At 70.9% G+C, this 15,556-nt stretch carries 11 protein-coding genes; 7 read left to right on the forward strand and 4 right to left on the reverse strand.

The window, feature by feature from the left end; all coding sequences use genetic code 11:
- Positions 1-54 precede the first annotated feature (54 nt).
- Positions 55-1,083, forward strand: a complete 1,029-nt coding sequence (locus ACGFY5_RS41500) for a YihY/virulence factor BrkB family protein (protein ID WP_392729916.1) — start codon at positions 55-57, stop codon at positions 1,081-1,083.
- On the opposite strand, the gene ACGFY5_RS41505 is transcribed toward ACGFY5_RS41500, so the two are convergent.
- Positions 1,012-4,596, reverse strand: coding sequence for a BTAD domain-containing putative transcriptional regulator (locus ACGFY5_RS41505; RefSeq protein ID WP_392729919.1), 3,585 nt, complete (start codon positions 4,594-4,596; stop codon positions 1,012-1,014). The genes ACGFY5_RS41500 and ACGFY5_RS41505 overlap by 72 nt on opposite strands.
- 11 nt (positions 4,597-4,607) lie before the next feature.
- Positions 4,608-5,060, reverse strand: coding sequence for a GNAT family N-acetyltransferase (locus ACGFY5_RS41510; RefSeq protein WP_392729921.1), 453 nt, complete (start codon positions 5,058-5,060; stop codon positions 4,608-4,610).
- Positions 5,061-5,224: 164 nt separating this feature from the next.
- On the opposite strand from ACGFY5_RS41510, the gene ACGFY5_RS41515 reads away from it, so the two are divergent.
- The 4 genes from ACGFY5_RS41515 (at position 5,225) to ACGFY5_RS41530 (ending at position 8,898) form a co-directional block, all read left to right on the forward strand.
- Positions 5,225-6,592 carry an FAD-binding oxidoreductase gene (locus ACGFY5_RS41515; RefSeq protein ID WP_392729923.1) on the forward strand — a complete coding sequence of 456 codons (1,368 nt, stop codon included), beginning with the start codon at positions 5,225-5,227 and terminating at the stop codon, positions 6,590-6,592.
- A 112-nt stretch (positions 6,593-6,704) separates the two neighbouring features.
- Positions 6,705-7,037: a hypothetical protein gene (locus tag ACGFY5_RS41520; RefSeq protein WP_392729926.1), complete on the forward strand. Its 333-nt coding sequence runs from the start codon at positions 6,705-6,707 to the stop codon at positions 7,035-7,037.
- A 50-nt stretch (positions 7,038-7,087) separates the two neighbouring features.
- Positions 7,088-8,002 (forward strand): sulfotransferase family protein, encoded by a 915-nt coding sequence (locus ACGFY5_RS41525; protein ID WP_392729929.1) that lies wholly within the window; start codon positions 7,088-7,090, stop codon positions 8,000-8,002.
- Positions 7,999-8,898: a hypothetical protein gene (locus tag ACGFY5_RS41530; RefSeq protein ID WP_392729932.1), complete on the forward strand. Its 900-nt coding sequence runs from the start codon at positions 7,999-8,001 to the stop codon at positions 8,896-8,898. The genes ACGFY5_RS41525 and ACGFY5_RS41530 overlap by 4 nt, the downstream gene beginning before the upstream one ends.
- A gap of 27 nt (positions 8,899-8,925) precedes the next feature.
- Here the strand turns inward: ACGFY5_RS41530 and ACGFY5_RS41535 are convergent, their stop codons facing one another.
- A complete protein-coding gene (locus ACGFY5_RS41535; RefSeq protein WP_392729934.1) occupies positions 8,926-11,145 on the reverse strand; it encodes a transglycosylase domain-containing protein in 2,220 nt (739 codons plus the stop codon).
- A gap of 187 nt (positions 11,146-11,332) precedes the next feature.
- On the opposite strand from ACGFY5_RS41535, the gene ACGFY5_RS41540 reads away from it, so the two are divergent.
- Together ACGFY5_RS41540 and ACGFY5_RS41545 are read left to right on the forward strand one after the other, a co-directional pair.
- The gene (locus ACGFY5_RS41540; RefSeq protein WP_392729936.1) at positions 11,333-12,838 is read left to right on the forward strand and encodes a potassium/proton antiporter; all 1,506 of its coding nucleotides are present in this window, start codon (positions 11,333-11,335) and stop codon (positions 12,836-12,838) included.
- 28 nt (positions 12,839-12,866) lie between these two features.
- On the forward strand, positions 12,867-13,643 hold the full coding sequence (locus ACGFY5_RS41545; protein ID WP_392729938.1) for an ANTAR domain-containing protein: 777 nt from the start codon (positions 12,867-12,869) through the stop codon (positions 13,641-13,643).
- 97 nt (positions 13,644-13,740) lie between these two features.
- Here the strand turns inward: ACGFY5_RS41545 and treZ are convergent, their stop codons facing one another.
- Positions 13,741-15,456 (reverse strand): malto-oligosyltrehalose trehalohydrolase, encoded by a 1,716-nt coding sequence (gene treZ / locus ACGFY5_RS41550; protein ID WP_392729941.1) that lies wholly within the window; start codon positions 15,454-15,456, stop codon positions 13,741-13,743.
- Positions 15,457-15,556 lie beyond the last annotated feature (100 nt).

Here is a 15,556-nt window from a genome sequence, read left to right on the forward strand (position 1 = left end):
ACCAGGACCTACGTCACCCGACGGGGGCTCGTTCACATCCGGGAAGATGGGAACGTGAGCAGCACCAACCGGGTTCCGGAAACCAGGCTGATGGGTGACGACCAGCTGTCGGCCGACGACGCCTGGGCGACGCTACGCAAGTACGGGCGCTGGCACCTGTTGCGCGACGCGTTCGTCCGGTTCCGGTACGGCGACGGCTTCAGCCACTCCCGGGCGCTGGCGTTCCAGCTGTGCCTGGCCGTGGTGCCGTTCCTCATCGCGCTCACCGGCCTGGCCGCCGACCTCGGCGCGGAGGAGGGCGGCAAGATCGTCGCCGACACGGTGCTGGAGCTCACCCCCCGCAGCAGCGACGCGCTGGTCGAGCAGACCCTGCGCGGCGGCGAGGAAGCCGAGGACGCCGGCGAGTTCGCCCTGGTCAGTGGTCTGATCACGGGGATGGTCGCGCTGGCCACCGCGATGGCGCAGATCGAGCGCGGTTCGAATCGGATGTACGGCGTCGAGCGGGACCGGCCGGCGTTGAAGAAATACACCCGCGCGGTCGTGCTGTCGTTCATCGCCGGGCTGCCCGCGTTCGGCGGCTTCCTGATCCTCATCGCCGGGGAGCCGTTCGGTGACGCGGTGGTCAGCGAGTACGGCTGGCCGGAGTGGGCCGACACCACCTGGGACGTCGTCCGGTGGCCGATCGGGCTGGTGCTCACCGTGGTGTCGATCGCGCTGCTGTTCGAGCAGTCACCGCGCCGGCGGCAGCCGGGGGTCTCGTGGCTGGTTTTCGGCGCCGGGGTCTCGACGGTGCTGTGGCTGGTGGCGACGCTCGGTCTCGCGCTCTACGTCCAGGGCAGCGGTGCTTTTCCCGACACGTACGGGCCGCTGACCGCGGTGATCGCGCTGCTGCTCTGGGCGAACCTGACGTCGGTGGCACTGTTTTTGGGCCTGGCGTTCGCGGCGCAGCTCGAGGCGGTCCGGGTCGGCCAGGGTGACCCGGCCGAACCCGACCGCTGGACACCGATGCGGTCAGAGCTGGTCGAGCAGGATCTCGGTCCGCTGGGCGAGGACGGGGAAACCCAGACTCCGGTGCACCGATAGCGCCTTGCCCGCGTGGCTGCGTGCCTCGTCGATCCGGCCGAGCGCGGCGAGCACCGCGGCGATGTGGTGGTGGGTGGACCCCCAGCAGGTGCCAGCCGTGCCCTGCGTGGCCAGCCAGTCGGCGTACGGCATCAGGTCGGCGAGCACAGCCTCCGGGTCCGGCGTCCCGAGCTGGGCACCGATCAGCGCCCACTGCACGAGCAGGAAGTCCGACGCCCAGTTGTTCTTGATCGTGGTGCCCCAGCGCCCGATCAGCCGCCGCGCGTACCCCTCGTCGCCGGCCTCGACCGCGGCCAGGATCGTGGCCGGCCGCAGCACCTCGAAGACCGGCTTGCCGGCGTACTCCAGCAGTTTCTCCAGCGCCTCGTCCGGACGGCCCTGCGCCCGGCGGCTGGTGAACAGCTGCACCAGGTAGGGGAACTCGCCGCCCCACAGGCTCGTGCGGTGGTGGAAGTCGAGTGCCTCCGCGCTCAGCCGTTCCGCTTCCTCGTAGCGTCCGTGCAGCATGACGCGGGTGGCCTCGGCGAACCGGAGGATGCCGTCGAGCTCCGGCCGGTTGACCTCCCCGACCAGCTCGCGGGCGCGGGCGAGGTCGGCGTCGAACGCCGGGAGTTCACCGGCGCGCAGCAGGTTGCCCATGCGGTGGATGCGGGCCACGAGCTCGTGCGGCCGGGGCAGGCCGGGTAGCGCGATCGCCTCGGTGGTTGCGCGGGTGCGTTCGGCCTCGCGTTCGGGCACCCAGGCCGCGATGTAGTAGTTGTTCAGCGTCTGGCCGAGCAGCGCGGGGTCGCCGAGTGGCCGGGCCAGTTCGACAGCCCGCGCCGCGTACTGCTCGCCTTCGGCGCGGTGCGGTCCGTAGTAGAGCTCGACGCCGAGCGTGCCCAGCATCGCGGCGCGCTGGGCGTCGGTGAGGCCCGGGGCGTCGACGCGGTCGCGCAGGATCTGCACCATCCGCTCGTCGACGACGTTGTACGGGCGCCAGTTCCAGGCCGTGACGCCGCCGAACACCGTGACGGCTTCGACCAGCGTCTCCTCGTCGCCGTCGGCGAGGGAGAGCTGCACGGCCTCGTCGAGCGCCTCCCGGGCGCCCTCGGTGTCGCTGCACGCGCGGCGGGCCTTGCCCAGTTCGATCAGCAGGTCACGGCGGCGCGGGCCGGTGTTCGCGGCGAGCGCGAGTTCCCAGAACTCCACGGCCTCGGGGTGCGCGCGCTGGCTCGCGGCCTGCTGCGCGGCCTTCACCGCGTACTCGACGGCCTTCGCGCTGGCGCCGACCCGCGCTGCCAGCCCGAAGTGGTGTGCGAGCTCGGCGGGGCGGTCGGTGTTCCGCGCTTCCAGCGCTTCTCCGACCCGGCGGTGCAGCCGTGCCCGTTGCAAACGACTCAGTCCGACGTAGAGCGCGTCGCGGACGAGGGCGTGGGAGAAGCGGTGGTCCCAGCCGTCGGGGAGCTCCTCGACCAGGCCGCTGGCGATCGCGGGTTCGAGCAGCATGAGGACGCGTTCGGTGTCGAGCTCGAGCACGCTTTCGAGGACCTCGACCTCGATGTCGCGGCCGCCGACCGCGGCGGCGCGGAGGAGGGCCTGGGTGTCCTGCGGAAGCCGGGCCACCCGCCGGTCGATGACCTCCCGCACCCCCGCGGGCACCGCGGCCTGCGCTGCCGCCGATTGGGCCGCTGTGCCCTGGGCACTGCCGGGCTGGGCGCTGCCGGGCTGGGGGCTGCCGGGCTGGGCGGGGGAGCCCGCGCGCAGGGCGGAGGGGTGTTCGCTGTTCAGTAGGCGGAGTAGTTCGCCCAGGTAGAAGGGGTTGCCGCCGGTGCGGTCGTGGAGAGTTCGCACGAGGTCCGGTTGGGCCTCGACCTGGTGGGCCCGAAGGAACTCCGCGACGTCGTCGGTGGTGAAGGGGTGCACGCTGACGCGTTCGACGCCGGGCTGGCGGGCGACGTCGCCGAGGGTGTGGTGGAGGGTGGCGGCGTGTTCGCCCGGTTCGTGGCGGAGGGTCACCAGGATGAGGGTCGGCGAGCGGTGCAGTTCGCCCGCGACGAAGGCGAGCAGTTCGAGCGACGAGGCGTCGGCCCAGTGCAGATCCTCGATGACGAGGAGCTGCGGTGCGTCCCCGGCCAGCAGTGCGCTGGTGACACCAGCGTGCAACTGGAACCGCGCCGCGTCCGGATCGGCGTCGGGCCCGAGCCCGGCGCCGGAGTCGCTCTGGTCGGCCCGGCCGGCGCGGGCGGTGTCGGGTCGGCCGGCCAGGAGGTCGAGGGCGGCTGCGGCGGAGGAGTCGGGGCGGGCGGCGGAGGCTTCGAGCACCTGGAGCCACGGCCAGAAGGCGGGGGAGGCGCTGCTCTCGACGCAGCGTCCCCAGGCGACCGGGAACCCGAGGCCGGTCGCGACCTCGGTGGCGGCTCGGGCGAGGCGCGTCTTGCCGATGCCGGCCTCGCCGGTGAGCAGCACGACGCCGCCGCGTCCACGCGGCAACTCGTGCAGTCGGCTGGTGATCCACCCCAGCTGGAAGTCCCGGGCAATCAACGGCTGCGCCCCCGCGCCCGAGAGCGCCGGCCGCGGCCGCTCCACGACCGCCGCCGCCACACCGTGCGGCGACGGCGGAACGACCGCCAGCGGCATCCCGCCCCCGCCAGCGGCGCCCGCGGCCGTGCCAGCGGCGCCCGCGCTCGCGGCTGCCGCCCCAGGCGCCGTCGCGTCCGCAGGGCGTGGGGCGGTGAGTGTGGTCGTGGCAGGGGGAGAGGGGAGATCCAGGGAGGGGGCTTGGCGGAGCAGGGCGGATTCCAGGTCGCGGAGTTCTGGGCCCGGGTCCAGGCCTAACTCGTCGGCCAGGAGGGTGCGGACGCGTTGGATGGCGGCCAGGGCGTCGGCCTGGCGTCCGCTGCGGTACAGGCCGAGAGCGAGCAGAGCCCAGAACCGCTCCCGGAACCGGTGCCGCTCGACGATCTGCTCCAACTTCAACACGGCCTCGGTGTGCCGCCCGAGCGCGAGCCACGCCTCGATCTGCAGCTCGTGCGCGATCAGGTGCTCCTCGTGCATCCGCGTGATCGTCGGCTGCGCGAACGCGAGATCGGAGAAATCCTGCAGCGCCGAACCACGCCAGTGCGCCACCGACGCCCGGAAATGCTCATCCGCCGCGGCGGGATCCCCGCCCTGCAACGCCTTGCGCCCGGCGTCGACATCACGGGTGAAGCGGAAGAGGTCGACCTGCAGCGGGTCGACGTCGAGCAGATACCCCGGCTCCCGGGTGAGCAGCGTCTTCGGTGGCGTACGCGGCGCCCGGTCGGGCTCCAGCGCACGCCGTAACTGCGAGATGTACGCCTGCAACGTCCCGGTGGCACTGGACGGCGGCTCGTCCGCCCACAACTGGTCGATCAACCGGTCGAGCGGTAACACCTCACCGGGACTGACCAGCAACATCGCCAGGATCGCGCGCTCCTTGCGCGGGCCGATGTCGATCGGGTTGCCCTGTCCGTCGAGAACGACGAGCGGTCCGAGCAACCGGAAATCGAGCATCATTCCCCCCGTCAGGTGTCGCGGGAGGACCAATGCACCGGTAACCCCACCGTGCCGTGAGCGTAATTGCTGTTCAGAGCCTCGGTATCCACCGTGAAGCCGAGTCTGCGCAGCATCTTCGTCAGCTGGGCGTCGGCGTTAGTACAGAGCTCAAGGACCTCGCCCCGGGCGTGCACCGTCCGGCGGACGTCGCCCAGCAGACGCGTGGCCAACCCCTGCCGACGGAGCCCCGGCTCCACCGCGAGCCCGGTCAACCGGTTCCCCGTCACCGCCGCGGCCGCGAGCGCGCGGTGCGGATCCTCCGCGGCGACGTCGACGAGAACGTAGAAGCACGCGTCCGCGGGAACCTCGAGCGCGCACCGGCGCAGCAGATCGATCGCCGGCTCCGGAGCGGCCGGAGGCGAGAGGCGGAACACCACCATGTCCGCGGCGGTCATGTCGTCGGAGGACAGGGGACCGGTCATGCTGATGAGCCTTCCGGGACCCCCTAGGGCGCGACTTGGATCCGACTAGGGAAACCTCGTTCGAGCGCCCAAGTGGCTTCCCAAGTGAGGATCAAGTCGCTACCAAGCCCTCTCCGCCACTGTTTCGGTTGTCGAGTTACGGAACAGGCAGTGGGGGCACGACGATGATGACCACCAACGCGGTCGGCACGGACCTGGCCCGCGCGGTGCGCGGGCAGGTTCTCTCGCCGGGCGACTCCGGCTGGGAGGTGGCCCGCCGACCCTGGAACCTCCAGGTGAAGCAGGAGGTCCGCGCGGTCGTCATCGCCGAGGACGCCGACGACGTCGCCGCCACCGTGCGGTACGCGAACCGGAACGGGCTGACGGTCGCGGCCCAGCCGGTCGGCCACGGTGCCACCACCGCGCTGCGCGACACGATCCTGCTGCGTACCGGCGCCCTGCGCGGCGTCGACGTCGACCCGGTCACGAGGAAGGCCCGGGTCGCCGCCGGCGCCGGGTGGGCCGACGTGCTCACCCGCGCCGGCGCGCACGGGCTGACCGGCCTGGCCGGCAGCTCCACCGGACCGAGCGTCGTCGGGTTCACGCTGGGCGGTGGGCTCTCGTGGTTCGGCCGCAAGTACGGCTTCGCGGCGAACGCGATCCGGTCGGCAGAGGTGGTCGACGCGTTCGGCGACCGCTACCGGGTGGACGCCGCGAGCGACCCCGAGCTGTTCTGGGCCCTGCGTGGTGGCGGCGGTGACTTCGCGCTCGTGACCGAGCTCGAGTTCGACCTCCACCCCGCACCGCTGCTCTACGGCGGCCGGTTGCTCTGGCCGGCCGAGCGCGCCGCCGAGGTGCTCGAGGCCTACCGGGAGACCGTCGCGATGGCGCCCGAGGAGCTGAGCCTCTGGTACACGCTGCTGCGCTTCCCGGCGATCCCCGAGCTGCCGGAGTTCCTCCGCGGCCGGGCGATGGTCGCTGTCGACGCCACGTACCTCGGTGGACTGGTCGGCGGCCGGGAGCTGCTGGCCCGCCTGCTGGCCGTGCCGGGGACGCTGCTAGACACCGTCGGCACGCTGCAGGTCGCCGACCTCGGCTCGGTCGCGGCCGAGCCGCTGGACCCGGTGCCGGCGATGGAGTACGCGGCGCTGTTACCCGAGCTGAACGACGACGCCGCCGACACGCTGCTCGGCGTCGCCGGTCCGCACAGCGGGTCGCCGCTCACGTCGGTGCAGCTGCGTCACCTGGGCGGAGCGCTGTCGCGCCCGGCCGCCGGCGGTGGAGCGGTGGGGCACCTCGAGGAGAAGTTCGCGCTGACCGCCATCGGCATGCCGATGGGGCCGGGGATGGCCGAGCACATCGAGGCCCACCAGGCGCTGATGGCCGAGGCGTTCGCGCCGCACGCCAGCGGACGAATCTTCTTCACGTTCCTCGGCTCGGAGGAGAGCCCGGTCGCGGCGTTCCCGCCGCACGTACTCGCCCGGCTGCGGAACGTCAAGCGGCGCCGTGACCCACTCGGTGTCATTCGCAGCAACCACCCGGTGCTCAGTTAGCGCCACCCTGAACCGGGCCTCGACGCGGTTGCCCCCCGTCTTCCGCGTCGAGGCCCTTTGGTTGCCCTCTGCGCCCGGTTACCGGGTGGCGCCGGTTTCCTACACTGAGTTCGTGACCAGCGTAAAAGCACCTCGAATCGGCGGCCTCGTCGCCGCTGCCGCGCTCGGGCTGGCCCTGCTCTCCGGCTGTGGCGGCGAAGGCTCCAACACGGACTGCAACCTCAACTCGTGCACTATCACGTTCGACCGGGGTGTCGACGCCAGCGTCTCGGTGCTCGGTATCGACGCCAAGCTCGTCGACGTCCAGAACAGCCAGGCGACGCTGGACATCGAAGGCCAGCAGCTGACAATTCCGGTCGGTCAGGACGCCCAGTCCGAAGGCTTCAACGTCTCCGTCCAGTCGATCACCGCCGACAACGTGGTCGTGAAGATCTCCGCCGCCTGATCCGCGAGTGATCCCTATCCACTCGGTGGGATCTATGTGATCTTAGGTGTATGACGCTGCCCGACTTCCTCGTCATCGGCGTGCCGAAGGCGGGCACGACCGCCCTGCACGCGGCCCTCGTCCACCACCCCGACCTGTACCTGTCGGCGGTGAAGGAGCCGAAGTTCTTCCTCTCCGACGGGCCCCCGCCCGCGCAGGGCGGCCCGGGCGACGCGCAGACCTACCAGGAGCACGTCTGGAGGCGGGCGGACTACGAGGCCCTGTTCGCGCCGGCGCCGCCCGGCGCGCTCACCGGTGAGGCCACCCCGTTCTACCTTTACGACCGCGACGCTCAGGCCCGCATCAAGCGCACGATCCCGGAGGCGAAGCTCGTCGTCGTGGTGCGCAACCCGGTCGATCGCGCGCACTCGAACTGGTACCACCTCTGGGCCGCGGGCCTGGAGTCCGAGCGGAATTTCGTCGCGGCCTGCGAAGCCGAACCGGCGCGAAGAGCCGCCGGCTGGGCCCACTTCTGGCACTACCTCGGTCAGGGGCGCTACGGCGAGCAGCTGCAGCACCTGTACACACTGTTCGACCGGGACCAAGTCCTGGTCATGCGTTACCGGGACCTGCGCGACACACCGGTCGCGGCGCTGGACCGCGTCTGCGCGTTCCTCGGCGTGCGCACCGGAGTGCTCAGCACCGTCCCGTCCGAGAACATCACACCGTACGTGCCGGACACGCGGGTCAACGCCGTTTTCCGCAACGCACTGCGTATCGGCGGCACGTTCGGTCACCACTTCCCGATACCCCTGCGCCTCGCCGCCCGCGGCCCCCTCCTCACGGCCTTGCACCGCCAGAAAGGACGGCGCCCACGGCTCACCGCGGAGGAGCGAGCGGCGATCCTGCCGTGGTTCACGGAGGACATCGAGTTGCTCGAGAAGGTCACCGGGGAGTCGTTCGAGGACTGGAGGAACCAACAGTGAGTGAGCCCCTGCCGGTGTGGGACGGAGCGACGGTCGTCGTCGAACCGCCGGACCTGACCACGGGATCCTGGGCCGGTGCGCCCAGTGCGGTCCTGGTCGACGACACGTTCTACCTGGCCTACCGGCTCCGGCTGCCGATCGGCGAAGGTCGCGGTTACGCGAACGTCATCGCGCGGTCCGATGACGGCGTCAACTTCGAACCGGTCGCCGAGGTGCGTCGCGAGGAGTTCGACGGGGATTCGCTGGAGCGCCCGGCGCTGCTGCGCGCTCCGGACGGGCGGTGGCGCCTGTACGTCAGCGTGGCGACGCCACACTCCAAGCACTGGCGCGTCGTGCTGCTCGAAGCCGACATCCCGGAGAAGCTCCCGCTGGCCGCGCCCCGCACCGTGCTGCCCGGCGACGAGACGGTCGGCGTCAAAGACCCGGTGGTCGTGCGCGCCGCCGGGCGCTGGCACCTGTGGGCCTCGGTCCACCCGTTGGAGTCCGACGAGCACGCCGACCGGATGACGACCGAGTACGCCACCAGTCCGGACGGTGTGGAGTGGAGCTGGCACGGCACCGCGCTCGCCGGGCGGCCGGGGGAGTGGGACGCCCGGGGTGTCCGGTTCTCCTCCGTGCAACTGGACGGTGACACGGCGACCGCCTTCTACGACGGGCGTGCGACCGCCGAACAGAACTGGGAAGAGGTCACCGGCGTGGCGCACGGCCGGCTCGGTGACGACGGCCTGTTCACGCCGTTCACCGCTGATCCGCGCCCGCCGACGCGGTCTCCGTTCGCACCCGGCGGGCTGCGTTACGTCTCGGTGGTGCCGCTGCCCGGCGTCGGCTCTCGTATCTACTACGAGGGGACGCGGGCAGACGGCGCCCACGAACTACGGACGGAGCTGCGGCCGTAGCGGGTCGGGGCCGGCCGGCCCCGACCGTCAGTCTCCTCGCGGTTGCGGGCTGTTGCCCCGCCCGCCGCCATCGTCGTCCTCGTCGTCATCGTCCGGACGCGGGCTCGGCGACTGGCCGTCGCGGTCGCGATCACGACGGCGGTCGCGCTCGCGCTCGCGGTCGGGATCCTCGGGGCCACCACCGACACTCGGGTCGCTCTTGAGCGTCGGTGGTGAGCCGTCCGGCCCCCACTTCCGCAGCGCGGTCGGCGCGACGAAACTCTTCGGCGCCACCGTGGACAGCGCGGTCTGCATCGTCTTGATGAACACCGACGCCGGGACCCGGTAGTTCGGCACCGGGCGCTTCGACGGGTTGTCGGGATCGGAGTAGAACACCGCGGCCGCCAGGTTCGGCGTGAACCCGACGAACCACGCCGCCTTGTTCTCGTCGGTCGTACCGGTCTTGCCGGCGATCTGCCGGACGAACGACCCACCCACCCGACTGGCGGTGACACCGTTGCGCCGCGAGCACCCACTGGCCGCGGGGTCGCCGACCGGGCAGCGCGCGGCGTCGGCCACCGCGTCCGCCACATCGGGGGCGATCACCTGCTTGCACGTGGGATTGCCGAACGCGATCTGCCGTTCGTTGCGGTCGGCCAGCGACTTGAGCGGCGTCGGGTCGCAGCGTTTGCCGCGGGCCGCGATCGTCGCGTACGCGGTGGCCATGTCCAGCGGCGTGACCAGCGCGGTTCCGAGCGTGAACGAGCCCCACGCCTTCGGGTTCGTCTGCACGGCGTTGCGCTGCTCGTAGTCCGCGCTCGACCGGAACGTGACGCCGAGCCGCTCGGCCATGTTCACCGCGTTCTTGACGCCGACGCGTTCCTCGAGCTGCACGAAATAGGTGTTCACCGATTCCCCGAAGCCCGACCACATGGTGTGCGTACCGGCCATCCGCCCGCTGGCATTCTTCGGGCACCAGGCGTCACCGTCACAGGCGACCGGGCCGCTGGTGTTGCGGAATTGCGTCTTGATGCGGCTGGGCGAGTTGATCTTGGTGCCCAGGGGCAGGCCCTTCTCGATCGCCGCGGCCATCGTGAACAGCTTGAACGTCGATCCGGCCTGGTAGCCGGGAGAGACGTTGGTGCCGGTGAGCAGCGGATTCACGGTGTTGGGCGCCGATTTGCCGCGCGGGTTCTTGGTGAGGCTGTAGGTGCGGTTGATCGCCATCGCCTTCACCCGCCCGGTGCCGGGCTCGACGATGACGATGCCGGTCGCGAAGTTGCTCCCGCGGCTGACCTCGTCGTCGACGGACTTCTGCGCCGCGCGCTGCGTGGCCGGGTCGAGCGCGGTGACGATCTTGTAGCCACCGGTCTTCAGGTTCGACTCCCGCTCGGTGCGGTTGCGCCCGAACGCCGGGTTGGACTTCCACCAGTCGAGGAACCAGTCGCAGTAGAAGCCGTACAGCGGGTTGCCGTTGACGCAGGACCCCTGGGGCTTCCGTGGCTTCAACGTCAGCTTGGTCGCGGCGGCCTTTCCCGCTTGCGCCCGCGTGATGTAGCCGAGATCGGCCATCCGGGTCAGCACGTAGTCGCGACGGGTCTTCGCGGCCGCGGCGTCCCCGCCGATCGGGTCGTACGTCGACGGGCTGCGGACCATGCCCGCGAGCATCGCGGCCTCGGCGAGCGTGAGGTCCTTCGGCGGCTTGGAGAAGTACCGCAGCGACGCCGAGCCGATGCCGTAACCGCCGTTTCCGTAGAACGCGATGTTCAGGTAGCGCTCGAGGATCTGAGACTTCGTGAACTGCTTCTCCACCGCGATCGCGTACCGGGCCTCGCGGACCTTCCGGCCGACGGTCTCCTCGGTGGCCAGTTTCCGTTCGGCAACGGTGTTCGCCGCGTACGAGAGCACGTTGCGCACGTACTGCTGGGTGAGCGTCGAGGCGCCCTGCTGGATGTCGCCTGCCTGCTGGTTACGGACGAACGCGCGGATGATGCCCTGCGCGTCGACGCCGTTGTGGTGGTAGAACCGCGCGTCCTCGGCGGCCACCATCGCGTCCTGCATCACCTGCGGGACGTCGACGATCGGCACCGGGATGCGGTTCTCCGAGTAGAACGACGTGATCGGCGAGCCGTCGGCGGCCAGCAGGTAGGAAGTCTGCGGGAGCGGCGGGGTGGCCAGCTCGCTGGGCAGGTTCTCGAACTCGTCCGAAGCCGACTTGGCGGTCAACCCCGTCACGGCGACGACCGGGAACGCCGCGGCCGCTATCACGACTCCCGTCAGTAGTCCACACAGGACAATCGCGAAAAGCTTCACCCGGCTGTCTCGCCCCCGCGCACCCATGATCTCAGGCTAGTTTCGAGAACAGGAACAGAGAAGACAAAACTCCGTAACGGCAGCGCGTCACCGCGACGTACCGCGAAGGTCGCGAAACCACTGCGCATATTCTGCCACGTGCATGCACGCGCTCAATCTCTTCCTCCTCGGTGGGGCCGCGGTACTGCTGGCCGCGGTCGTCGCCGTCAGAGTCGCGTCCCGAGTCGGCATGCCCGGACTGCTGGCCTTCCTCCTGGTCGGCCTCGGTCTGGGCGAAGCCGGTCTCGGTATCCGGTTCGACGACGCGGAGGTCGCGCAGCTCGTCGGCTTCGCGGCACTCGCGGTCATCCTGGCAGAAGGAGGTCTGACCACCCGATGGCAGGACATCCGGCCCGTCATCGGGCTGGCCGCCGTCCTGTCGACGGTCGGCGTGCTGGTCAGCGTCGGGGCCGTCGCGGCCTGCGCGCACGTGCTGCTCGGCCTGGACTGGCGGATGGCCATCCTGATCGGCGCGGTCGTGTCCTCGACCGATGCGGCGGCGGTGTTCTCGGTCCTGCGCCGGCTGCCGCTGCGCAGGCGCCTGAGCGCCACGCTGGAGGCAGAATCCGGCTTCAACGACCCGCCGACGGTCATCCTGGTCAGCGTCGTCGCCTCGGCCGCGTGGGGCGAGGCGTCGCTGTGGAGCGTCGGCGGCCTGGTCCTCTACGAGCTGATCGCCGGGGCCGCGTTCGGACTGGTCGTCGGATTCGTCGGCCAGTGGCTGCTCAACCGGGTCGCGCTGCCCGCCTCGGGCCTCTACCCGATCAGTGCGATCGCGATCCCGCTGCTCGCGTTCGGCGCCGCCGGCCAGCTGCACGCGAGCGGTTTCCTCGCGGTCTACGTCGCCGGCCTGGTGCTCGGCAACGCGTCGCTGCCGCACCGCAACGCCACCCTCGGCTTCGCCGAGGCCATCGCGTGGGTGGCCCAGATCGGGATGTTCGTGCTGCTCGGTCTGTTGGCGAGCCCGGAACGCCTGGGCGACGCCCTGGTGCCCGCGCTCGTCGTCGGCGCCGCGTTGCTCCTGGTCGGTCGGCCGCTGTCGGTCGTGCTCTCGGCGACGCCGTTCCGGCTGCCGTGGCGTGAACAGGCGTTCCTGTCCTGGGCGGGCCTGCGCGGTGCGGTGCCGATCGTGCTGGCGACGATCCCGGCCGTCGCGCCGCTCGCCGGGCGCGCCCGGATGTTCGACGTGGTGTTCCTGCTGGTACTGGTGTTCACCGTGGTCCAAGCGCCGACGCTGCCGTGGATGGCCCGCCGCCTCGGCGTCGCTGCACCGGACGAGGCGCGGGACATCGTGGTCGAGGCAGCGCCGCTGGACGAGCTCCGCGCCGACCTGCTGGCCGTCATGATTCCGCCGCAATCCCGGCTGGCCGGCGTCTGGGTGACCGACCTGCGCCTGCCGGACGGAGCGGTCGTGACGCTGCTCGTCCGCGACGGGAAGAGCTCGGTGCCGGACGAGCACACCCGGTTCCGGGTCGGTGACCAGTTCCTCGTCGTGACGACCACCGCCGATCGGCGGGCGACCGAACGGCGGCTCCGGGCGGTGAGCCGCGCTGGTCAGCTGGCACGCTGGTGGGGAGAGCGTGGTGGCGAAGTTCCCACGAACGGTTGACCCCTGATCTGGAGGGAATCAAAAAAACGTGGACGACGACGAGAACACCTCAGGCAAGGAACTGATCGAACGCCTGCTCGCGTACGCCGTCGACGAGGTAGCGGGTGCCCTCGGCGCCGGCGTGACCATGATTCGCGACAGCAAAGCCGAGTCCTTCGCGTCGATCGGTCTCGCTCCCGAACTCGACCGGCTGCAGTGGGAGCTGGGTGACGGGCCGATCGTGACTGCCCGCGAGACCGAGCGGACCGTGCTGAGTCAGAACCTGCGTGCGGACCCCGACTACCCCTCGCTGAGCCAGGCGTTGGACACCACGTTCCTGGTGGGGTTGCCCGGCACGCTCGGCGCCGTGGCCACGCCCGGTTCCTGGGGCGAGGGCGGCCCGTCCCTGTTCACGATCTACCTCGACCGCGGCCCGACGGAGAAGACCGTCGCCGTGCTCGACCGGATCGAGCCGATGGTCTCGCACTCGCTGGCGACTGTCGTGTTCTGCCAGAAGGAGTCGATGCGCGCCGACCAGATGGCGAAGATGGTGCAGTACCGGCGCGTCATCGAGCAGTGCAAGGGCGCGGTGATGGCGACCGCGGGCCTCTCCGCGCCCCAGGCGTTCCAGGTGCTCGACAAGGCCAGCCAGCGCTACAACGTGCGGTTGCGGGAGCTGGCGGTGGCGCTGGCCGAACACGTCGGCAACGCCCCCGCCGAGCACCCCGACGACATCGGGCACATGCTCGAGCCCACCGAGGAGAGCCGCGCCGCCGCCCGCAAACTGTGGGACGGCATCCGAGCGGCCCGCTCAGAACAACGCTGACAGCCGCGCGCGAGGCCTTGAGTATCACCACATACGCGGCGGCCTCGCGCGCGACTGCCAGCGTCGCCCTGAGCGGGCTCCACCGCCGTTTTTGGATTTAGTGCGCTACGCGCACTACAACCACCGACTCGGCCGGGACGGTGCCGGTCCACTCGTCACCGAAGAGCACCTCGGCGACCTGGATCGGCACCTCGCGGGGCTCCGCACCGAAGTTCGCGGCCACCACGTGGTCGCCGCGACGGACGACCAGCCAGCGCGCGTCCTCGTCGTAGTCGACGCTCACCCGGTCCAGGCGCGGGTCGGTGAGGTCGGAGACCTGGCGGCGCAGTGCGATCAGCCGGCGGTAGACGTCGAGCAGGTCGGCGTGCGGCGCCTTGTCCAGCTCGGTCCAGTCGAGCTTCGAGCGCTCGAACGTCGCCGGGTCCTGCGGGTTCGGCACCTCCGACTCGCCCCAGCCGTGCTCGGCGAACTCGGCCTTGCGCCCCTTCTCGACCGCCAGGGCCAGCTCCGGCTCCGGGTGGCTGGTGAAGAACTGCCAGGGTGTGCCGGCGCCCCACTCCTCGCCCATGAACAGCATCGGCGTGAACGGTGACGTCAGCATCAGCGCCGCGCCGATCGTCAGCAGGCCGGGGGAGAGCGTCGCGGACAGCCGGTCGCCGGTGGCCCGGTTCCCGATCTGGTCGTGGTTCTGCAGGCTGACGACGAAGCGGTGGCCTGGCGTGTTGCGCCGGTCGACCCGACGGCCGTGGATCCGCTTGCGGAACGTCGAGTACGTGCCCGCGTGGAAGTACGCCTCGGTGAGCACTGTCGCGAGCGTCGAGAGCGTGCCGAAGTCGCCGTAGTAGCCGCTGCGGTCGCCGGTCAGCGCCGAGTGCAGCGCGTGGTGGACGTCGTCGTCCCAGGCCGCGGTGAGCCCGTACCCGCCGGCCTCGAGCGGGGCCATCAGCTTCGGGTCGTTGAGGTCGGACTCGGCGATCAGCGACAGCGGACGACCGACGTGCGTGGACAGCACGTCGACCTCGCGGGTGGCCTCCTCCAGCAGGTGCGACGCCCGGGTGTCGGCCAGCGCGTGCACTGCGTCCAGGCGCAGGGCGTCGACGTGGAAGTCGCGGAGCCAGCCGAGGATGTTGTCGAGGATGAAGCGACGCACCTCGTTGGACTGCGGTCCGTCGAGGTTGACCAGGTCACCCCAGGCATTGGAGCCCGCCTTGAGATACGGGCCGAAGCGCGGCAGGTAGTTCCCGGATGGCCCGAGGTGGTTGTAGACGACGTCCAGCGCGACGCCGAGGCCCTTGCCGTGGCAGGCGTCGACGAAGCGCTTCAGGCCGTCGGGGCCGCCGTACTGCTCGTGCACCGCGTACCAGGCGACGCCGTCGTATCCCCAGTTGTAGGCGCCGTTGAAGCCGTTCACCGGCAACAGCTCCACGATGTCGACGCCGAGCTCCACCAGGTGGTCGAGCCGCTCGATCGCCGCGTCGAACGTGCCGTTGGAAGTGAACGTGCCGACGTGGAGCTCGTAGAGCACGCTCCCGGCCAGCTGCCGCCCGGTCCACTGCTGGTCGGTCCAGGCGAACGCGTCGTGGTCGTACACGCGGCTCGCCGAGTGAACGCCGTTCGGGAGCCAGGCCGCCCGCGGGTCCGGAAGCGGCGACGAGTCGTCATCGAGCAGGTAGCCGTAGTCGGTGCCGGGACCGGCGTCCGACACGTCGGCGCGCCACCAGCCGTCGTCGGACCGGGCCATGTCGGAGACGGTTTCCCCGGTGCGGATGCGCACCCGCGACGGCTCAGGGGCCCACAGCTCGAACGTCGTCACGACAGAGTCCTTCCGCAGTTGTGGACACGTGCCAATGTGCTTACACTATGGACTGTCACCATCTGAATCGACGCTCCGGTGGTGACCGGTCTGCAGCCCG

Source organism: Cryptosporangium sp. NPDC048952 (assembly GCF_043197895.1).
Classification (GTDB): domain Bacteria; phylum Actinomycetota; class Actinomycetes; order Mycobacteriales; family Cryptosporangiaceae; genus Cryptosporangium.

Coding starts and splice junctions, on each gene's coding strand:
- ACGFY5_RS41525 (WP_392729929.1), top strand. CDS start 7,088: ATGACGCTGCCCGACTTCCTCGTCATCGGCGTGCCGAAGGCGGGCACG.
- ACGFY5_RS41540 (WP_392729936.1), top strand. CDS start 11,333: ATGCACGCGCTCAATCTCTTCCTCCTCGGTGGGGCCGCGGTACTGCTG.
- ACGFY5_RS41510 (WP_392729921.1), bottom strand. CDS start 5,060: ATGACCGGTCCCCTGTCCTCCGACGACATGACCGCCGCGGACATGGTG.
- ACGFY5_RS41515 (WP_392729923.1), top strand. CDS start 5,225: ATGATGACCACCAACGCGGTCGGCACGGACCTGGCCCGCGCGGTGCGC.
- ACGFY5_RS41505 (WP_392729919.1), bottom strand. CDS start 4,596: ATGCTCGATTTCCGGTTGCTCGGACCGCTCGTCGTTCTCGACGGACAG.